15 protein-coding genes are annotated in these 19334 nt (G+C 68.7%); 9 read left to right on the top strand and 6 right to left on the bottom strand.

The features are described from left to right. The first annotated feature begins 13 nt into the window (after positions 1-13). The 3 genes from ACIQTU_RS12115 to ACIQTU_RS12125 all read left to right on the top strand — a co-directional run bounded on the left by ACIQTU_RS12115 (position 14) and on the right by ACIQTU_RS12125 (position 4544). The gene (locus tag ACIQTU_RS12115) at positions 14-1093 is read left to right on the top strand and encodes a site-specific DNA-methyltransferase (protein WP_400547294.1); all 1080 of its coding nucleotides are present in this window, start codon (positions 14-16) and stop codon (positions 1091-1093) included. Positions 1094-1202: 109 nt separating this feature from the next. After that, positions 1203-2315, top strand: a complete 1113-nt coding sequence (locus ACIQTU_RS12120) for a glycosyltransferase family 4 protein (RefSeq protein WP_400548961.1) — start codon at positions 1203-1205, stop codon at positions 2313-2315. Between the two features lie 81 nt (positions 2316-2396). Further along, positions 2397-4544, top strand: coding sequence for a glycogen debranching N-terminal domain-containing protein (locus ACIQTU_RS12125; protein ID WP_400547296.1), 2148 nt, complete (start codon positions 2397-2399; stop codon positions 4542-4544). On the opposite strand, the gene ACIQTU_RS12130 is transcribed toward ACIQTU_RS12125, so the two are convergent. Next, on the bottom strand, positions 4541-5560 hold the full coding sequence (locus ACIQTU_RS12130) for an A/G-specific adenine glycosylase (protein ID WP_400547299.1): 1020 nt from the start codon (positions 5558-5560) through the stop codon (positions 4541-4543). The genes ACIQTU_RS12125 and ACIQTU_RS12130 overlap by 4 nt on opposite strands. A gap of 21 nt (positions 5561-5581) precedes the next feature. Between ACIQTU_RS12130 and ACIQTU_RS12135 the strand changes: the two genes are divergently transcribed. The 5 genes from ACIQTU_RS12135 to smc all read left to right on the top strand — a co-directional run bounded on the left by ACIQTU_RS12135 (position 5582) and on the right by smc (position 13124). Beyond that, entirely contained in the window at positions 5582-6145 is a 564-nt protein-coding gene (locus ACIQTU_RS12135; RefSeq protein WP_400547302.1) for a DUF721 domain-containing protein, read from the top strand. 1642 nt (positions 6146-7787) lie between these two features. Continuing rightward, positions 7788-8420: a DsbA family protein gene (locus ACIQTU_RS12140; RefSeq protein ID WP_400547305.1), complete on the top strand. Its 633-nt coding sequence runs from the start codon at positions 7788-7790 to the stop codon at positions 8418-8420. Between the two features lie 24 nt (positions 8421-8444). Beyond that, entirely contained in the window at positions 8445-9047 is a 603-nt protein-coding gene (locus ACIQTU_RS12145; protein ID WP_400547308.1) for a thioredoxin domain-containing protein, read from the top strand. Beyond that, positions 9044-9673, top strand: a complete 630-nt coding sequence (locus ACIQTU_RS12150; protein WP_400547311.1) for a thioredoxin domain-containing protein — start codon at positions 9044-9046, stop codon at positions 9671-9673. The genes ACIQTU_RS12145 and ACIQTU_RS12150 overlap by 4 nt, the downstream gene beginning before the upstream one ends. 10 nt (positions 9674-9683) lie before the next feature. After that, positions 9684-13124 carry a chromosome segregation protein SMC gene (gene smc, locus ACIQTU_RS12155; RefSeq protein ID WP_400547314.1) on the top strand — a complete coding sequence of 1147 codons (3441 nt, stop codon included), beginning with the start codon at positions 9684-9686 and terminating at the stop codon, positions 13122-13124. On the opposite strand, the gene ACIQTU_RS12160 is transcribed toward smc, so the two are convergent. Continuing rightward, a complete protein-coding gene (locus ACIQTU_RS12160; protein ID WP_400547318.1) occupies positions 13121-13987 on the bottom strand; it encodes a WecB/TagA/CpsF family glycosyltransferase in 867 nt (288 codons plus the stop codon). The genes smc and ACIQTU_RS12160 overlap by 4 nt on opposite strands. A 66-nt stretch (positions 13988-14053) precedes the next feature. Between ACIQTU_RS12160 and ACIQTU_RS12165 the strand changes: the two genes are divergently transcribed. Continuing rightward, a complete protein-coding gene (locus ACIQTU_RS12165; protein WP_400547321.1) occupies positions 14054-14533 on the top strand; it encodes a hypothetical protein in 480 nt (159 codons plus the stop codon). On the opposite strand, the gene ACIQTU_RS12170 is transcribed toward ACIQTU_RS12165, so the two are convergent. Genes ACIQTU_RS12170 through murD form a run of 4 tightly spaced genes read right to left on the bottom strand, consistent with a single transcriptional unit; the run spans position 14497 to position 19330 of the window. Then, complete coding sequence (locus tag ACIQTU_RS12170) at positions 14497-15627, bottom strand: mechanosensitive ion channel family protein (protein WP_400547324.1); 1131 nt, start codon at positions 15625-15627, stop codon at positions 14497-14499. The two genes, ACIQTU_RS12165 and ACIQTU_RS12170, sit on opposite strands and share 37 nt — an antisense overlap. Before the next feature lie 37 nt (positions 15628-15664). Further along, positions 15665-16750: an undecaprenyldiphospho-muramoylpentapeptide beta-N-acetylglucosaminyltransferase gene (murG, locus tag ACIQTU_RS12175; RefSeq protein WP_400547327.1), complete on the bottom strand. Its 1086-nt coding sequence runs from the start codon at positions 16748-16750 to the stop codon at positions 15665-15667. A 13-nt stretch (positions 16751-16763) separates the two neighbouring features. Beyond that, the gene (locus tag ACIQTU_RS12180) at positions 16764-17945 is read right to left on the bottom strand and encodes an FtsW/RodA/SpoVE family cell cycle protein (RefSeq protein ID WP_184270273.1); all 1182 of its coding nucleotides are present in this window, start codon (positions 17943-17945) and stop codon (positions 16764-16766) included. Continuing rightward, complete coding sequence (murD, locus tag ACIQTU_RS12185; protein WP_400547331.1) at positions 17942-19330, bottom strand: UDP-N-acetylmuramoyl-L-alanine--D-glutamate ligase; 1389 nt, start codon at positions 19328-19330, stop codon at positions 17942-17944. Before murD ends, ACIQTU_RS12180 begins: the two co-directional genes overlap by 4 nt. Between the last annotated feature and the right edge of the window lie 4 nt (positions 19331-19334).

A 19334-nucleotide genomic window follows, 5' to 3' on the forward strand; every position in this document is an offset into this window, starting at 1 on the left:
GGGCCGCTTTTCCATGTCCGAGTTGAAGACCGACGTCATCCTGCGTGGCGACTGCATCGAGGTGCTGAAGGGCCTGCCGGACAAGTCGGTGGACATGGTCTTCGCCGACCCGCCCTATAACCTGCAGCTGGGCGGCGACCTGCTGCGTCCCGACAATTCCAAGGTCGACGCGGTCGATGACGACTGGGACAAGTTCGACAGCTTCGCCGCCTATGACGCCTTCACCCGCGCCTGGCTGACCGAGTGCCGCCGCGTGCTGAAGGACGAGGGCTCGCTCTGGGTCATCGGCAGCTATCACAACATCTTCCGCCTCGGCGCGGCGATGCAGGACCTGGGCTTCTGGGTGCTGAACGACATCATCTGGCGCAAGTCCAACCCGATGCCGAACTTCAAGGGCACGCGCTTCACCAATGCGCACGAGACCCTGATCTGGGCCGCCAAGTCGCGCGAGCAGAAGCGCTACACCTTCAACTACGACGCGCTGAAGGCCTTCAACGAAGACACCCAGATGCGCTCGGACTGGACGCTCGCCCTGTGCACCGGCAACGAGCGCCTGAAGGACGACAACGGCGACAAGGCCCACCCGACCCAGAAGCCCGAGGCCCTGCTGCACCGCGTGCTGCTGTCTGCCAGCCGCGTCGGCGACGTTATCCTGGACCCCTTCTTCGGCACCGGCACCACGGGCGCCGCGGCCAAGCGCCTGGGTCGCCACTTCATCGGCATCGAGCGCGACGAGACCTACGCCAAACTGGCCGAGAAGCGCATCAAGGCGGTCATTCCCGCCGCGCCCGAGGATCTGGTCGTCACCGGCTCCAAGAAGGCCGAGCCCAAGGTGCCGTTCGGCGCCCTGGTGGAGGCCGGTCTGCTGGCCCCCGGCGACAAGCTCTACTGCCCCAAGGGCGACCATGAGGCCCGCGTGCGCGCCGACGGTTCGCTGGTGTCCGGCTCCATGACCGGCTCGATCCACAAGCTGGGCGCCCTGCTGGAAAACGCCCCGGCCTGCAACGGCTGGACCTACTGGCGCTTCAAGACCGACACGGGCCTGCGCCCCATCGACGCCCTGCGCGCCGAGATCCGCGCCGGGATGCAGTAGCCGCAAGCCGCTGTAAGGCTTGCGACTATCGTTCCAGCCACGCTGGAACCGGGTTCCATGACCCGTGTTGACGATTCCAGTGCGCCATCGGGGGCGCGGGAGTCGGATGATGAAGATTGCTCAGGTCACGCCCCTCTATGAGGCGGTGCCGCCGCGCCTTTATGGCGGCACCGAGCGGGTCGTCGCCCACCTGACCGACGCCTTGGTGGAACTGGGCCACGAGGTCACCCTGTTCGCCAGCGCCGAGGCCGAAACGCGAGCGCGGCTGGTGCCGGTGCGCGATCAGGCCATCCGGCTGGACCCGGAGCCGCTGAAGTCCGATCTGGCCGCCCATATGACCATGCTGGCCGAGGTGCTGGATCGCGCCGACGACTTCGACATCATCCATTTTCATACCGACATGGCGCACTTCCCCTTCTTTCAGGGATTGGCCGACAAGACGGTGACCACCCTGCACGGACGGCTGGACCTGAAGGACCTGCCGGAGGTCTATGAGCGCTGGCCGCAGTTCGGCCTGGTCTCCATCTCCGACGATCAGCGCCGCCCCCTGCCCGCCGCCAACTGGAAGGCGACCGTGCATCATGGGATGCCGGGCGACCTCTATCGCTTTTCGCCGAAGTCGCAGGGATACCTCGGCTTCCTCGGCCGCATCTCGCCCGAGAAACGCCCGGACCGGGCCATCGAGATCGCCACACGTCTGGGCAAGCCGCTGAAGATGGCGGCCAAGGTGGACGCGGCGGACAGGGCCTATTGGGAGACGGTCATCCGGCCTCTGGTCGAGGGCAATCCGCTGATCGAGTTCGTCGGCGAGATCGGCGACGATCAGAAGTCGGCCTTCCTCGGCGGGGCCGAGGCCCTGCTGTTTCCCATCGACTGGCCCGAGCCCTTTGGTCTGGTGATGATCGAGGCCATGGCCTGCGGCACGCCGGTCGTGGCCTTCCGCTGCGGCTCGACGCCCGAGATCATCGAGGACGGGGCCACGGGCTTTCTGGTCGAGACGATGGACCAGGCGGTCGCCGCCGCCGGGCGAGCGCACGAACTGGACCGCGAGGCGATCCGGGCGCGGTTCGACCTGCGCTTCTCGGCCACCGCCATGGCCCGGCGCTATCTCGACGTCTACGGCGACCTGCTGGCCCGCCGCCCGTTCGCGGCGCACGTTCTGGACGGCGGCCGGGCGGCGCGGGTCGCCAACGAAGATCGCAGCTTCGCCGCCATAGGCTGAGTCCCGGCTGAACCCTTCGCCGCTTCGGCCATTTCCCTGAGGGGGCGCCTGAGCGACTTTCGCGCAGCAGCGAGGCAGACGATGGACGACGCCTATTCGGTCCAGACCACGGCCGCCGACAACAGCGATCAGGACGGTCTCGAGACCCTGATGGCGCTGAAGGACGCCGACACCTTTCTGGTGGCGGACCACTGGGGCGACGTCAAAAGCGGCGCCGACGGCCTGTTCGACCGGGACACGCGCCTGCTGTCGCATTTCGTCCTGACGGTGGGACGGGCGCGGCCGTCGCGGCTGAGTTCCGGCGTGACCGAGGACAACGTCTTCTTCACCTGCCATTCGACCAACCGCCCCCTGCCGCCGATGGGGGGACGCTCGGCCCCGGCAGGCGTGCTGCATCTGGAGCGGCGGCGCTTCCTCTGGGACAAGCGTCTGTTCGAGCGGGTGCGGATGGTCAACCACGGCATCGAGGACATCCTGCTGCCGCTGTCGTTCGAGTTCGGGGCCGACTTCGCCGACATCTTTCAGGTGCGCGGCACGATGCGAGCGGCGCGCGGAGAGATTCACGCCCCGATCATGGACGGGCGCCGGGTCAGCTTCGGCTACACCGGGCTGGACGGGGTGGTGCGGACCAGTTGCCTGGCCTTTTCCGAGCCGCCCGCGCGCCTCAGCGCCAACCGGGCGGAGTTCATGTTCAGCCTGCCCAAGGGCAAGCGGCTGGACCTCTATATCGAATGCGGCATCGACGTCTGCGACGCCCCGGATCAGGAGCGCTGGCGCTGGAATTCCATTCAGGCCCGCCTGGCCATGCGTCGACGGATGCGACGCGGCGCCGGGGTGGCCGCGCCGCGCGATCCGCGCATCAACGACTGGCTGACCCAGTCACGAACAGATGTTGCGCTGCTGACCACCGACCTGCCGACCGGCCCCTATCCCTATGCCGGGGTGCCGTGGTTCTCTACCCCGTTCGGACGCGACGGCATCATCACCGCCTGGCAGATGCTGTGGGTGGACCCCAGTCTGGCGCGCGGGGTGCTGACCTATCTGGCCTCGCGTCAGGCGACGGAGGTCGACGCCTTCAAGGACTCGGCGCCCGGCAAGATCATGCACGAGACGCGCGGCGGCGAGATGAGCGTCCTCGGCGAGGTTCCCTTCGGCCTCTATTACGGCGGGGTCGACACCACCTGCCTGTTCATCGCCCTGGCCGGGGCCTACGCCAAACGCACCGGCGACGCGGAGACAATCGGCAACCTCTGGCCGAACCTGATCGCAGCGGCGGGCTGGATGAGCGACTACGGCGACAGCAACGGCGACGGCCTGATCGACTACGCCCGCGCCGCCGAGACCGGCCTGTCCAATCAGGGCTGGAAGGACAGCGAGGACTCCATCTTCGACAGCGACGGTCGCTTTCCCAAGGGCCCGGTCGCCCTGCTGGAGGTGCAGGGCTACGCCTTCGCCGCCTGGACCGCCATGGCCGAGATGGGCGCGCAGATGGGCGACGAACGGGCCAGCCAGTGGCAGGCGCGGGCTGGGGCGGTGCGGTCCCTGGTCGAGGACAGGTTCTGGATGGAGGATCAGCAGTTCTACGCTGTGGCTCTCGACGGCGACGGCAAGCAGATGCAGGCCGTCGGCTCCAACGCCGGGCACCTGCTGTTCAGCGGCCTGCCCTCGCCCGAGCGGGCCCGACTGGTGACGCGGCGGATGCTGACGGCGGAGTTCCGCTCCGGCTGGGGCCTGCGGACCCTGGCCAAGGGGCAGGCTCGCTTCAATCCCATGAGCTATCACAACGGCTCGGTCTGGCCGCACGACACCGCCATGGCGGCGGCGGGCATGGCCCGTTACGGCGAGCGACGGGCCGTGGCCATGCTGCTGGGCGAGATCTATGGCGCGGCGGCCCATTTCCAGCTGCGCCTGCCCGAGCTTTTCTGCGGCTTCATTCGCGAGACGGGCGAACCGCCCATCGCCTATCCGGTCGCCTGCCTGCCGCAGGCCTGGGCGGCGGGTTCGGTCTTCCTGATGCTGCAGGCGGCGCTGGGCCTGTCGATCGACGCCAGCGAGCAACTGGTCGAGATCGCCGACCCGACCCTGCCGCCGGGGGTGGACCGGCTGTCGGTGACGCGGCTCAGGGTCGGCGACGGGGTCATCGACCTGCATTTCCAGCGGCTGGACGGACAGGTGGTGGTCATGCCGCGCGAACGCAGCGGCATCGTCAATCTGCGGGTGACCGGCTAGGCCGCCAGGCCGCGCTCCAGCGCCTTGCGGAACACGGTCGGCAGGGCCGCCAGGGCGTCGTCCGCAGGGGCCCAGACGAAGTCCCCCTCGCCTGCGGCGACGTGAACGGTCAGGGTCAGGCTGAAGTGGGTGAAGACGTGCTCGACGGCCCCTGCCTGGGCCCAGTCGGCGGCGGCGGGCGGATCAAAGGCGGGCGCGGCGCTCCAGTCGGAGGTCGGCAGGCCCATCATGCCGCCGAGCAGGCCCTTGTCAGGCCGCCGGACCAACCCGATCCGCCCCGCCGCGTCGCGCAGGACGAAGGCGTGGCCCAGACGGTGCGGGCGCTCGGCCTTCTTGATCTTCAGCGGATAGCGGGCCGGTTCGCCGGTCTTCAGCCCCTCGCAGCCAAAGGCCAGGGGGCAAAGATCGCACGACGGCGACTTGGGCCGACAGACGCCGGAGCCGAGGTCCATCAGGGCCTGAGGCCAGTCGCCGGGGCGGTCGTCGCTGACGAACAGGGCCGCCAACCGCTTCAGCTCGGGTCGGGCGGCGGGCAGAGGCGCTTCGAGCGCGAACAGGCGGCTCATGACCCGCTCGACATTGCCGTCCACGACATTGGCGGGGCGGTCGAAGGCGATGGCGGCGACGGCGGCGGCGGTATAGGCGCCCACCCCGGGCAAGGCCAGCAGCGCTGCCTCCTGATCGGGGAAGACGCCGTTGTTATCGCAGACCACGGCGCGGGCGCAGGCCAGCAGGTTGCGGGCGCGGGCGTAGTAGCCCAGCCCCGCCCAGGCGGCCATCAGGTCAGAATCCTCGACCGCCGCCAGATCACTGACCGTCGGCCAGCGCGTGGTGAAGCGCTCGAAATAGGGCGCGGCGTGCGGCACCGTCGTCTGCTGCAGCATGACCTCGGACAGCCATACCCGGTAGGGGTCCGTGCGCATCTGCGCCCCCGGCGGCGCGCGCCACGGCAGGGTCCGCGCATGGACGTCGTACCAATCAAGCAGGGCGGCGCGGAGGGAAGAGACGTCGGGCATGGGTCGCGGTATATAGGACGAATGCGTCGTCCTCTGCCCACCGAAAGCGAAGCCCGCGAAATCCTGGCGAGGCGCCGGACGCGGCCGCAACTGCGCCCGCCGCCCCCGGCGGGTCGGTCGCTGGCCCCGCTGATCAAGAAGCTGGACGCCCAGTTCGGGCGCGGCGCAGGCGCCCTGGAGCCGCGCTGGGTCGAGATCGTCGGCGAGCGTCTGGCCCGCGTCACCCGCCCGCAGAAGCTGACCAAGGGTCGCGGAACCGCTGGCGGTACGCTGGAACTGCGCGTGGCCGGCCCCGCCGCCCTGCTGGTGCAGCATCAGTCCGAGGACATCATCCAGCGGGTGAACCTGTTTCTCGGCGCCGGATCGGTCGAGCGACTGCGCATCGCCCAGGGGCCGGTCAAACCCCTGCCCGTCGCTGGCGCCAAGCCCCGCGCGCGCGGCAAGATGGTGCTACCGCCCCTGCCCGCCTCGGTCGAAGCCGAACTGGCCGCCGCCGTCGAGGACGCCCCGGACAGCTTGAAAGCGGCCTTGCGGAAACTCGGTCGGGCCGTCCTGTCACAGCCCCCCGAAGACGAGCGGCGCTGACAAACTGTCGTTGTAAGCGCCGCCCGCTGAGCTTGAAGTTGCGGACATTGAGAACGCCGATATCATCGCGGCATGGAAGACCCTGACAATATCGAAAGCGCTTGGGCCGGACTGCTGAACGGCACAATGATCACCTTACTTGGTGCGGCGTTTCCGGCGGCGCGTCAGGGAGCCACGAAATGACCTCGATGGAGGCGATGCAAGGCATCGTCCTCACCGGAGTAAGTGCACAAGTGCTGTGGTTCGGTATCAGGATGATCGCGCGCCAAGTCGTTTGGCTGAGTCACAAGCGGCGTTGAAACCTGCCAAGTGCGGCTTTCCCCCCTTAAGCGAGACCCTTAGCTGACTTCGGCACGTGGCTCCGCCAGGATCGTTATCTCTCGCAATCGAGCTAGCGTGCCCACCAAGACCGAAACCGCAAGAAGTGCATATCCGGTAGCGAATAATCCGTCTCTCGTGGTTCCGCTAAACAGGGGGCTTATGAAGATAAGAATGCAGCTTGCAAGCAGTAGCGCGAAGATGGCGAACATCTTTCCGTAGCGCTTTCCATAGAGCGCTTTGAGCTTGGTTCGCTGGCGTTCTGACGCTGTTGATCTCCGACGCTTGATCCAGGAAAGAAGGCCGGCGAAATCTGTTTTCAGCCCTATCGAGAAAGCAGCCACGAACAGGGCTGGCTGTAGCATAAACCCGGCCCAGTGGCGGCCTAGCCGCATATGAAGTGGCGCTACCTGTAAACATAGCGCCGTCGTTACCAGAAGAATGGCGAGGCCCCCTCCAAGGGCGGCCCATTTTAGACTGCCTTCACTCATCCAAGCCTCAAGATTTAAGCGTCTGGGCCATTCGGCTCATCGTGATGGTCAAGGCAACCCCGCAAGGTCCACTTCCCCCCCATAAGCGAACTTCGATTCACGACCCAACTCGGACATTGCAAAGCGAGCGCGGAGCCTACGGCTTCTGGTGATACTCGGTGATGTTGATGCCTCTGAGGTCCAGGTCACATTCTCGCGCCAGAAGGTCATTCGTGCGTTCGATCAACGGGCGGTAGGCCGCGATCTGTGCGTCGGATACAGCCCCTGCGGTCAGGCCGATGCCGTTGTTAAAGCCGAACCGGTTTCCTGCGTTAGAGATTTGGACTCGAGGCCTAAGGCGACCTGCATGGTAGGTCCACGTCTCAGCGACAGTTGTCGGGGATGCACCGCCCGCGATTTCAAACTGCGATGTAGGCCACTCCGTCCGCCGATATTTGATCGCGCTGACTCCTTCAGCCATCCCTAGCACTCGAGGAATACAGGACGTGTCTGGAAGCCCAGCCAACGATGCGTATGCGTCGATGCCGCCAAAATGATCGCACGAGGCCGTCAGGGTGCCGACGAGAGCGAGCAAGGCATATGATCTTCTCATGGCTTGAACCCTATCAGTCCGACGGCAGCTTCCCACCCATTGCGGACATTCATGATGGCCGCTTTCTGCGGCCACAGGTCCCGCACCGCGTTGATCGCTTGGCTTTGGGGCCTCCGATAGGATATCGGCGACATTCGCGGCGCAATATGGCCGTATCTGTTTTCGATAAATAACCGGATTGCGCGCGTCCGACGGATCGCGTCATTCTTCTGAGTCACAGTATCTCGACCAAGGACGATCCATGGCTACGTTCCGTTACGCTTCGATGAGCCGCCGCGCGGCCCTGACCGCCGCCGCCCTGGCCGCCATGGCCACCGTCGCCGGCTGCACCGCCAAGAGCGGCGGCGAAGCCAAGGGCGACATGGCCCTGGGCGCCGGGACGGACGCCAAGGTCACGGTCGTGGAATACGCCTCGGTCACCTGCGGTCACTGCGCCGTCTGGAACGAGGAGGTCTGGCCCGAGTTCAAGACCAAGTATGTGGACACCAAGAAGGTCCGCTACGTCTTCCGCGAGTTCCCGACCCCGCCGCAGGACATCGCCGTCGCCGGCTTCCTGATCGCGCGCTGCGCCGGTGAGGACAAGTACTTCGACGTCATGCACGATATCATGGCCAGCCAGAAGGAATGGCAGGCGGGCGTTCCGCCGCGCACCACCCTGTTCCGCGTCGCCGCCGCCGCCGGCCTGAGCCAGGAGCAGACCGAGGCCTGCATCCGCGACAAGGCCGCGATCGAGGAAATGAGCAACCGCATCAAGGCCGGCATCGACGCCGGCGTGACCGGGACGCCGACCTTCATCGTCAACGGCACCAAGGTGCTCGACAGCAGCCTGTCGGGCCTGTCGGAAGCCATCGACGCGGAACTGGCCAAGAAATAACTTCAACCAGGCGGGGGCGTGGACATGTTGAGAAAGCTGGCTGGGGCTGCGGCCCTGAGCGTCGTCATGGCGCTGGCGGCCTGCAGCGGCAATGACGCGGCCCCCGCCGAGGGCGACATGGCTCTGGGCGCGCCCGAGGGTGCCAAGGTGACGGTGGTCGAATACGCCTCCGTCACCTGCTCCGGCTGCGCCGCCTGGAACGAGCAGGTCTGGCCTCAGTTCAAGGCCAAATATGTGGACACCGGCAAGGTGCGTTACGTCTTCCGCGAGTTCCCGACCCCGCCCGCCGACGTCGCGGTGGCCGGCTTCCTGGTCGCGCGCTGCGCCGGCGAGGACAAATACTTCCACGTGATCGACCAGATCATGCGGTCCCTGCCCGAAATGCACTCCGGCACGCCGCCGCGCGACATCCTGTTGCGCACCGCGCGCGAAGCCGGACTGAGTGAGGCCCAGTTCCAGACCTGCGTGGCGGACCCCGAAGCCGTCGCCGCCATGGAAGCACGCATCAAGGCGGCCCAAAACGCAGGCGTGACCGGCACCCCGACCTTCATGGTCAACGGCGAGACCGTGGACCGCTCGCTGGACAGTCTGTCGCAACGCATCGATTCTCTTCTGGAAACGAAATGAACATGAAGACCCTGTGGCGCGCCCTGCCTTTGACGGCGGCCCTGATGACCGCCGCGCCCGCCCTGGCCTCTGAACCCGCCGCCTCGGCCCCCGTGCCGGCGGTGACCGCCGCTGACCGCGTGTTGGGTCGCGCCGACGCGCCAGTGACGGTGATCGAGTACGCCTCCTTCACCTGCAGCCATTGCGCCGACTGGACCAATGACGTCCTGCCGACGTTCAAGGCCCGCTATATCGACACCGGAAAGGTCAAGCTGGTGTTCCGTGACCTGCCGACACAGCCGGCCCAGATCGCGGCCACCGCCGCCGGCATCGGCCGCTGCGCCGCGCCGGGCAAGTTCTTCGACGTGGCCCACCACTTCATGGCCGGCCAGGCCGCCGCCTTCGCCAGCGGCAACGCCCGCGACTGGTACATGGGGGCGATCGCCGCCAGCGGCCGCACCCAGCCGCAGATCGAGGCCTGTCTGGCGGACCCCGCCACACAGCAATCCCTTCAGCGCGACGTCGATGGCGCCATCGCGGCTGGCGTCGAAGGCACGCCGTCCTTCTTCGTCAACGGCCAGCGCGTCGCCGACCATTCAATCGAAACCCTGTCGGCAGCCATAGACCCGCTGCTCAAGGGGCGCTAAGCCCCCGCCGATGCAGTTCCAGAGACTGAAGCTCGTCGGCTTCAAATCCTTCGTCGACGCGGCGGAAGTTCAAATCGAGTCCGGCCTGACCGGGGTGGTCGGGCCGAACGGTTGCGGCAAGTCCAACGTACTGGAAAGCCTGCGCTGGGTCATGGGCGCCAACTCGGCCAAGGCCATGCGCGGCCAGGGCATGGACGACGTCATCTTCGCCGGGGCCCAGGGCCGTCCGCCGCGCAGCCACGCCGAAGTCGTCCTGACCATCGACAACGCCCAGAAGCGCGCGCCCCAGCCCTTCACCGACAGCCCGGTGCTGGAGGTCTCGCGCCGCATCGACCGGGGCCAGGGCTCGACCTATCGCATCAACGGCAAGGAGGTCCGCGCCCGCGACGTCCAGCTGTTGTTCGCCGACGCCTCGACCGGGGCCAACAGCCCGGCCCTGGTGCGTCAGGGCCAGATTTCCGAACTGATCGCCGCCAAGCCGCAGAACCGACGCCGGATTCTGGAAGAGGCCGGCGGCGTGGCCGGTCTCCACACCCGCCGTCACGAGGCCGAACTGCGTCTCAAGGCCGCCGAGACCAACCTCGACCGACTGGACGACATCGGGCGCGAGTTGGAGACGGCGCTGAACCGGCTGAAGCGCGAGGCGCGTCAGGCCGAGAAGTACAAGAAGATTTCGGCCGAGATTCGCGCCCTGCAGGCCGCCCTGCTCTACGTGCGCTGGAACGACGCCAAGGCGGCGGCTGAAGCCGCGGCTCAGGAACTGCGCGACGCCGACCGCGCCGTGGCCGAGGCTGGCGCCGCCGCGACCAAGGCCGAGGCCGAGGCCCTGAAGGCGCAAGACGCCATGAAGCCGGCGCGCGAAGAAGACGCCGTGGCCGGCGCACTGCTGCACCGGGCCACACTGGAACGCGACCGCCTCGACATGGCCGAACAGGCCGCCCGCGCCGAGGTCGACCGCCTGAAGGCCGAGGCGGCCCGCATCAACGCCGACGTCGAACGCGAAGAGCGCATGGCCGCCGACGCCCAGCGCGAACTGGACCGGCTGGACCACGAACTGACGAAGCTGAAGGCCGAGATCGCCGCCGCCCCGGAGCGCGGACCAGAGCTGGAAAAGGCCGTGCTGGCGACCGAGGACGCCCGCAAGGCCGCCGACGGCGAGGTCGAACGCCTGGCCGGAACCCTGGCCGCCGTCGAGGCCCGCGCCAACGCCGAAACCGCCCGCAAGCGCGACGCCGAGGCCCGATTGGCCCGCGTCGTTGGCCAGCACGATCAGGCCAAACGCGAACGCGAAGCGCTGGGCCCCATCGAGACGCCGGAACTGGCCGTCGCCCGCACGGCGCTGGAAACGGCGCAGGCTGAGCTGACGGCGGCGCGCGAAGCGGTCGAGGCCGCCGAGGCCGCGCGCGGTGATCTGGCCCGCGTCGAGGCCGAGGCCCGCACGGCCGCCCGCGCCGCCGAGGACCGTCTGGGCCGTCTACAGACCGAGGCGCGGGGTCTGGCGCAACTGCTGGTCATGGGCAAGCGCGACCACCCGCCTGCTCTGGACAAGGTGTCGGCGGCCAAGGGTTATGAGGCCGCGCTGGCCGCGGCTCTCGGCGACGATCTGGACGCCGCGCTGGACGCCCGCGCCGCGGCCCACTGGGCCGGAGCCGATGCACCTTCCCCCGTCTGGCCCCAAGGCGTCGCCCCGCTGGCCGCCCATGTGAGCGCGCCCGCCGAACTGGCCGCGCGCCTGGCCCTGTGCGTCGTCGCCAGCCAGGCCGAGGCCCCGCGTCTGGCCAAGACCCTGCCGACCGGCGCCCGCCTGGTGACGGTGGAAGGCGACCTCTATCGCTGGGACGGCTTCGTCAGCCGCGCCGAGGCGCCGCGCCCCGCCGCCGTGCGGCTGGCCCAGCGCACGCGGCTGGCCGAGCTGGAAGCCGAGATCGATACGGGCAAGCCCGCTCTGGAGGCCGCGCAGACGGCTCAGAAGGCGGCGACCGAGGCCTTCCGCGCGGCGGAAGAAACGGTGAAGACCGCCCGCCTCAAGCCCTTCGCCGCCGACAAGGCCGTGACCGCCGGTCGCGACCGGATCGAAAGCCTGATGCGCGACCAGACCCGGCGCGAGGCCCGCGCCCAGGCGCTGGACGAAACCGTCGCCCGGCTGGACGGCGAAGTCGCCGAGGCCAAGGCTGCGCTGGAGGCCGCGCAGTCGGTCAAGGCGCCGTCCGAGACCATCGCCGGGCTGCGCGACGAACTGACCGCCGCCCGCGTCGCCGCCGACGCCGCGCGCCAGGCGGCCCAGAGCGCCCGCTCGACCCGCGACGAGGAAGCGCGCGACCGCGCCGGGCGCGAACAGCGGCTGGGCAGCCTGACCCGCGCTCACGAGGGCTGGGCCGGGCGTTCGAAGGAAAGCGCCGCCCGCGTCGCCGCCCTGGGCAAGGACGCCGACAAGACCGCCGCCCTGCTCAAACAGGCCGAGATCGCGCCGCAGGGCTTCGCCGAGCAGCGCGAAACCCTGATGGACGCCCTGATCGCCGCCGAGACGCGCAAGAGCGCCGCCGCCGAGGCCTTGTCCCTGGCCGAAAGCACGGCGGGCGAGAGCGACCGCGCCAGCCGCGCCGCCGAGGCCGCGGCCGGCGCCGCGCGCGAGGCCCGCGCCGGCCTGGCCGCCCGCGCCGAGGCCGCGAGCGAGCGTCTGTCCGAGGCGGACGCCAACGTCCGCGAGACGGCGCAGATGTCGCCGGACGACCTGGGCCAGAAGCTGATCGACGACGCCATCGCCCGCCCGCCGGACACCGCCGGCGCCGAGAGCCTGCTGACCGGGCTGGAGCGCGAGCGCGAGGCCTTGGGCGCGGTCAACCTGCGCGCCGAGGAAGAGGCCGCCGAATACGGCGAGCGTCTGGGCGCCATGAAGTCGGAGCGCATCGACCTGACCCAGGCGATCGCCAAGCTGCGTGACGGCATCGACGAACTGAACGCCGAGGGCCGCGAGCGGCTGGTGGCGGCGTTCGACGTCATCAACGCCAACTTCAAGGCCCTGTTCGAGGCCCTGTTCGGCGGCGGTCAGGCCGAACTGAAGCTGGTCGAGAGCGACGACCCGCTGGAAGCCGGTCTGGAAATCTACGCCTGTCCGCCCGGCAAGCGCCTGTCGGTGATGTCGCTAATGAGCGGCGGCGAGCAGGCCCTGACGGCGGCAGCGCTGATCTTCGGCGTCTTCCTGGCCAATCCGGCGCCCGTCTGCGTGCTGGACGAGGTGGACGCGCCGCTGGACGACGCCAACGTCGACCGCTTCTGCCGGATGCTGCACGAAATGCGCAGCCGCACCGACACCCGCTTCATCGTCATCACCCACAACCCTGTGACCATGAGCCGGATGGACCGCCTGTATGGCGTCACCATGCCCGAGCGCGGCATGAGCCAGCTGGTCAGCGTCAACCTGAAGCAGGCCGAGCAGATCGTGGCGGCCTAGGGCTTGGCCCTGCGCCGCCGCCTCGCCTCGCGCACGTCGCCCAGAGCCGGTCCGATCAGGAACCAGGGCTCGACGCAGTAGCGGGCGAACAGGCGCTTCGGATCGGCGAACAGGCGGAACAGCCATTCGACGCCGAACCGCCCCATCCAGCGGGGCGCCGCCCTCTGAACGCCGGCCTCATAGTCGAAGGCTGCGCCGACCGGCAGGATGACGGCCTCGGGCAAGGCGTCGATGTTGTCGGCGATCCACAGCTCCTGACGCGGCATGCCCATGCCGACGAACAGGACATTCGGCTGGAATTCGCGCACAGCGGCCAGGACGGCGGTGTTCCCCAGCGATCCCCGCGTGGCGTCGAAATAGCCGGACAGGCCCTTGATCGCCGCCCCCGGATAGCGCGCAGTCAGCCGTTCCGCCGCCGTCGTCGCCACGCCGTCGGCGCCGCCGACATAAAGGACGCGCCAGCCCTTGCGATTGGCCATGCTCCAGAACTGATCGCGCCAGTCCAGATAGGTGCAGCGATGGAAGGGTCGGCTGTGCAGGCCCAGCAGCCGGGTGAAATGGATCAGGGGCGTGGAATCCAGCTCGACGACATCGGCCAGATCATAGAGCCGCCGCATCCCCGGCGTGCGCGGCAACAGGTAAAGGCTGTGCAGGTTGTGATTGGCGATGATGCTGCGCTGGCCCGCCTCGATGCAGCGTTCGACGTGCAGCAGGACTTCCTCGGGCCGCATCAAGTCGACGGTCTCGCCCAGGATGCGCACGCGCTCTTCGGGGCGGCGTTTCTGCCGGAACGGACGACGCTCACGCGCCCGCCGGTCAGGCGGGGCGATAGCGGCGTCGGCTCCGTGCGGTTCCTGATACATGACTTGCTTCTAGACGCCGCGTCTCAATACGTGGTTTGCGGATGCGGTTAACGACGGGACCATCAAATGCAACGCGCCTTCCTGGCAACTGCGGCCTTCTCCCTGCTGGCGACAGGCGCCGGGGCGCAGGACCATGCGCTGGTCCTGACCGGCGTAGGACGCTTCGCGGTCTTCGCCGACGCCGCCTCGATCACGCCGGACAGCGCCCCCACGAACTCGAGCGTGCGGATGCGATCCTTGCAGGTCAGCGAGGAGGACATGGTCATCGGCGACGTCGCCTATTCCGGCGGCTGGTCCTGGTGGCGGTTCGACTGCACCGCCCAGACGGCGGACCGGCTGGACTTCGCATCGCTGCGCACTGACGGCGTCGAGGGCCCCATCACGCCGACGAAGTCCGCACCTTACGCCATCGTGCCCGGCGGCGATGCGGCGGAGCTGGCCGCCGTGGCCTGTGCGCCCGTGAGCCCTGCGGCGGATGCAGCGACCGCCGGCGACGCCGTAAAGCTGGGTCAGGCCCTGCTGAGAGGCGAGATAGACCCGCGCTGATCGTCGACGCGGTTCATGTCGAAACGGTCCCGCGGCAGGGCCTGGGGGCACTCGTCGCGCATGAAGGCCAGCATCTTTTCGCGCACCTCACAGCGCAGATCGAAGGCCAGAGAGGCGTTGCGAGCGCTGGTCAGGCAGCGGACCTGGGCGACGCGGGCGGTGATGTCGGTGACCTGCAAGGACACCACCTCGCCGTCCCACAGGGGCGAGGCGTGGGCGATGGACTCCAGCTTGACCCGCAGCCGGTCGATCGGCGCCTCATAGTCCACATAGAGGAAGGCGACGCCGATCAGGCGGCTGTCGTCGCGCGTCCAGTTCTGGAACGGCTTCTGGATGAAATAGGTCAGCGGCAGGATCATCCGCCGCCAGTCCCACAGCTTCACCACCACATAGGTCGAGGTGATCTCTTCCACCCGGCCCCACTCGCCCTCGACGATGACGGCGTCGTCCAGGCGGATCGGCTGGGCCGTGGCGATCTGGATACCGGCCAGCAGGTTGGTCAGGAAGGGCTGCAGGGCCAGACCGGCGACGATGCCCACCACGCCCGCCGAGGCCAGCAGCGACAGGCCCCACTGGCGCACGCCCGGAATGGTCAACAGGGCCAGCCCCAGGGTGATCAGACCGATCAGGATGGCCGCCACCCGCTGCAGGATGCGCGTCTGGGTGACGTGCTTGCGGGCCAGGAGGTTGTCCTCCGTGTCCATGTTGAACTTCTTCAGATGGACGATGGCTCCCATGTCCACCGCCCCCGCCAGCATCCAGCCGCAGACCAGGATGAACCCGAACAGAAGCGTCCGTCGGATGAACAGCGAAGGCTCGGGGTCCAGCGGCGACACCGTGACCGCCAGGGCCAGGGCGATGATCATCACGGCGATCCGGACCTTGAGCCGGGCGCGCTTCAGCATCCCCTTCCAGAACTCGTCGCGATTGCGCACGGCCAGGGTCAGCAGGGCGAAGACGATCTGGTTCGCCGCCCAGCCGATGAAGACGAAGACAGCGGTGATGATCGTGATCACCGCCCACTCCGGCAGCCAGTAGAACTGGTTCCACAGGGCGAAGACGTTGTTGGTCAGATCGACGACAAACTGGGGCATGGCCGCAGCCTAGCCAGCTTCGCCGCCATTCCCAAGACTAGCGGGCGGCGGCTTCCACCAGATCGGCCAGACGGGCGGCGGCGTCCGGGATGGCGACCGAGCGGGCGGCGGCTGACATAGAGGCCAGCCTGGCCGGGTCCGAGAGGACCTCGCTCAAGGCGGAGGTCAGGCTGTCCACCGTCACGTCGTCCTCGGCGATGACGCAAGCGGCGCCGGCGTCGGACAGGGCGCGGGCGTTCAGGGTCTGGTGGTCGTCCATGGCGATCTTCAGCGGGATCAGGACGGACGGAAGCGCGGCGACCGCCAGCTCCGAACAGGTCGAGGCGCCGGCGCGGCCGATGACCAGATGCGCCTTCGACAGGCGGTCGGCCATGTCGCGGAAGAAGGGGGCCACCTCGGCGGCGATGCCGGCCTCCAGATAGATCTGGCGCGCGCTTTCCAGTGTCTCGGGTCGGGACTGCTGCTGCACCTTCAGGCGGTTGCGGATGGCCTCGGGCAGGGCCGCCAGGGCGCGGGGCGCGGTCTCGGACAGGATGCGGGCGCCCTGGCTACCGCCGGTCACCAGGATATGGATGGGGCCGTCGCCTTCGGGGGGGCCATAGGCGCGGTCGAACAGGGCGCGGATGTCGGGGCGGACCGGGTTGCCGACCACCTGAGCGCGGGCTTTCACCGCCTCGGGCGCACGGCCCAGGGTCGGGAAGGCCGAGGCCACGCCGCCGACGCGCGGAGCCAACATGCGGTTGGTGCGGCCCAGGACGGCGTTCTGTTCGTGGATCAGGGTCGGGCGCTTTTGCAGGATGGCGGCGACCAGTGCCGGGGCCGAGGGGTAGCCGCCGAAGCCGACGACCACGTCCGCGCCCGTGCGGTCAAAGGCCGACTTGGCCTGTCCCACGCCGCGCATGATGGCGAGGCCCGCCTTCAGCATTCCAACGGGGCCGCTGCCCGTCGCGGCGTCCAGCGCCAGACGCTCCTCGGCAGGGAAGGCGTGGGCGTATTGTTCGCCGCGCGCATCAGTCGCCAGCACCACGCGCCAGCCGCGCGACGCCAGTTCGCGGGCCAGAGCCTCGGCGGGGAACATGTGGCCGCCGGTGCCCCCGGCGGCGACGACGCAGACCTTGTTCATGGCGGGTACTTTCTTACGGCAGCAGGCGACGACGCGGCGGGGAGATGTTGGAGCCCGGCTCATAGGCGCCCGGTCGACGGCGCGTCAGGGCCAGCGCAAAACCCATGGTCAGACCCATGGCCATCATCGACGAGCCGCCATAGCTGATGAAGGGCAGGGTCATGCCCTTGGTCGGGATCAGGTTCAGGTTCACCGCCACATTGATGCAGGCCTGAAGCCCGATCAGCATGAAGAGGCCCGCCGCCGCCGTCTGCTCGAACGGGTCGTTCAGCTTCATCGCCTTCTTCATCCCGCGGATGACGATGAAGGCGTAGAGGCCGATCATGAACAGCGACAGGATCAGGCCGAACTCCTCGGCGCCGACCGAATAGATGAAGTCGGTGTGCAGGTCGGGCACCCGGCGCTTCATCACCCCCTCGCCGATGCCGCGCCCGATCAGGCCGCCGGCGCGGATGGCCTCGGAGGCGCGGTCGATCTGGTGGGTGTCGGTCGTCTCGGGTGACAGGAAGCGGCTGAGACGGTCGCGCATGTGGCTGAAGGTGAAGTAGAGCGAAACCACCCCGCCCGCGCCCATGGCGGCGATCACGGCCACCCATTTCAGCGGTACCCCGGCCATGAAGAAGACGGCCATGAAGGTGGTGGTGATCAGCAGGGTCTGGCCGATGTCAGGCTGGATCAGCAGCAGACCGACCGTCAGGGCCCAGAGGCCGAAGGCGATGCTGACGCCGGGAACCCCCTGCCCCTTCTGCGCCTCGGCGAACATCCAGGCGGCGAAGACGATCAGGCCGGGCTTGGCGAACTCCGACGGCTGCAGGCTGAACGGGCCGAGGTTCACCCAGCGCGCGGCGCCCTTCACCGTGTCGCCGATGAAGGGCAGGGCCGCCATGACGACGATGGCCCCGAACAGGGCCAGAACCGCGATCCGCCGCACCCCACGCGGCGACAGCAGGGAGGTGGTCAGCATCAGGCCCGTGCCCATGCTGGCCCAGACGATCATCCGCCACGAATAGTGGAAGGGATCGGTGATTGACTCGTCGGCGAGAATGGCCGCCGGGCTGGAGGCGAAGCTGAGCGATACGCCCAACGCCACCAGCGTCAGGGCCGCGCCCAGCAGGCCGCGATCCACGGTCCAGAACCAGCGCGCGATCAGGCTCTGATCATTGCGCGAAAAGGGATGGCTGTAGCTCTGGCTCATGCGGCGGGCTCAGGCTTGGCGCCCAGCGCCAGGACGGCGGCGCGGAAGGCTTCGCCCCGCACCTCGAAGTCGGGGAACTGGTCGAAGCTGGCGCAGGCGGGGGACAGCAGGACCACCTGCTCGCCCCCGGCCTTGGCCGCGTCGGCGGCGGCCAGCTCGACGGCGCGCTCCATGGTGTGGGCGACGATGTGGGGGGTATCGGCCAAGGTGACGGAGAAGGCGTCGGCGGCCTCGCCGATCAGATAGGCCTTGGCCACGTGGGGGAAGAGGTCGCGCAAGCTGTCGATGCCGCCCTCCTTGGCCTTGCCGCCCGCGATCCAGAAGACGCTGGGGTAGGAGGCCAGGGCCTGACGCGCGGCGTCGGCGTTGGTGCCCTTGGAGTCGTTGATGAAGCGGATGGACCCGAGGCGGCCCACGGCCTCCATCCGATGCGCCAGACCGGGGAAGGTCAGCAGCCCCTCGACCGCCGCCTCGTGCGACACGCCCAGCGCGCGGGCGGCGGCATAGGCGAAAGCGGCGTTCTGGGCGTTGTGTCGGCCGGGCAGAGAGCGGGCGGCGGAGAGGTCGGCGACAGGCTGGCCTTTCAGCGACAACTGACCGGGCATGGCCAGATAGCCCTCGGCGGCTGCGCTGGTGGAGACGGTTTCAACGTGCTGGCCCTGCCCGCGCAGGTCGTTTGCTATCCCCTGCCCCCACCCTTCGTCCACGCCGACCAGTGCTAGCGCCTCAGATCCCTGCGCCTGGAAGATGCGTTGCTTGGCCGCGACATAGCCCTCCATGCCGCCGTGGCGGTCCAGATGGTCGGGGCTGATGTTGGTCAGGATGGCCACGTCGGGCGCGAAACTGGTGGTCAGGTCCAGCTGATAGGACGAGACCTCGATGACATAGACGGCGTCGGGCGTCGGGGCCGGCAGGGCCAGGACGCCGATGCCGATATTGCCGCCGATGTGGACCGTCAGGCCCGCCGACTTCAGCACCCAGCCGATCAGGGCCGTGGTGGTGGACTTGCCGTTGGTGCCGGTGATGGCGACGACGCGGGGACGCTGGCCTTGCGGCAGGGCGTCCAGGGCGCGGGCGAACAGCTCGATGTCGCCGATGACGGGCACGCCCGCCGCATGGGCGCGCTCGACGGTCCAGTGCGGCCTGGGATGGGTCAGGGGCGCGCCGGGCGACAGGATCAGGGCAGCGAAGCCCGACCAGTCGGCGCGGGTCAGGTCCTCGACGATGAAGCCCTCGGCCTCGGCCTGCATCCGGCCCGAGACGCCGTCGTCCCACAGGACGGGAACGGCGCCGCCGGCCTGAAGCGCGCGCGCCGCCGTGATCCCGGACCGGCCCAGGCCGAAGACCGCGACACGACGCCCCTCGAAGCCGGGAACCGGGATCATGGGA

The organism is Brevundimonas sp. NPDC090276, from assembly GCF_044772165.1.
Taxonomy (GTDB): domain Bacteria; phylum Pseudomonadota; class Alphaproteobacteria; order Caulobacterales; family Caulobacteraceae; genus Brevundimonas.

Coding starts and splice junctions, on each gene's coding strand:
- ACIQTU_RS12115 (WP_400547294.1), top strand. CDS start 14: ATGTCCGAGTTGAAGACCGACGTCATCCTGCGTGGCGACTGCATCGAG.
- ACIQTU_RS12120 (WP_400548961.1), top strand. CDS start 1,203: ATGAAGATTGCTCAGGTCACGCCCCTCTATGAGGCGGTGCCGCCGCGC.
- ACIQTU_RS12125 (WP_400547296.1), top strand. CDS start 2,397: ATGGACGACGCCTATTCGGTCCAGACCACGGCCGCCGACAACAGCGAT.
- ACIQTU_RS12130 (WP_400547299.1), bottom strand. CDS start 5,560: ATGCCCGACGTCTCTTCCCTCCGCGCCGCCCTGCTTGATTGGTACGAC.
- ACIQTU_RS12135 (WP_400547302.1), top strand. CDS start 5,582: ATGCGTCGTCCTCTGCCCACCGAAAGCGAAGCCCGCGAAATCCTGGCG.
- ACIQTU_RS12140 (WP_400547305.1), top strand. CDS start 7,788: ATGGCTACGTTCCGTTACGCTTCGATGAGCCGCCGCGCGGCCCTGACC.
- ACIQTU_RS12145 (WP_400547308.1), top strand. CDS start 8,445: ATGTTGAGAAAGCTGGCTGGGGCTGCGGCCCTGAGCGTCGTCATGGCG.
- ACIQTU_RS12150 (WP_400547311.1), top strand. CDS start 9,044: ATGAACATGAAGACCCTGTGGCGCGCCCTGCCTTTGACGGCGGCCCTG.
- smc (WP_400547314.1), top strand. CDS start 9,684: ATGCAGTTCCAGAGACTGAAGCTCGTCGGCTTCAAATCCTTCGTCGAC.
- ACIQTU_RS12160 (WP_400547318.1), bottom strand. CDS start 13,987: ATGTATCAGGAACCGCACGGAGCCGACGCCGCTATCGCCCCGCCTGAC.
- ACIQTU_RS12165 (WP_400547321.1), top strand. CDS start 14,054: ATGCAACGCGCCTTCCTGGCAACTGCGGCCTTCTCCCTGCTGGCGACA.
- ACIQTU_RS12170 (WP_400547324.1), bottom strand. CDS start 15,627: ATGCCCCAGTTTGTCGTCGATCTGACCAACAACGTCTTCGCCCTGTGG.
- murG (WP_400547327.1), bottom strand. CDS start 16,750: ATGAACAAGGTCTGCGTCGTCGCCGCCGGGGGCACCGGCGGCCACATG.
- ACIQTU_RS12180 (WP_184270273.1), bottom strand. CDS start 17,945: ATGAGCCAGAGCTACAGCCATCCCTTTTCGCGCAATGATCAGAGCCTG.
- murD (WP_400547331.1), bottom strand. CDS start 19,330: ATGATCCCGGTTCCCGGCTTCGAGGGGCGTCGTGTCGCGGTCTTCGGC.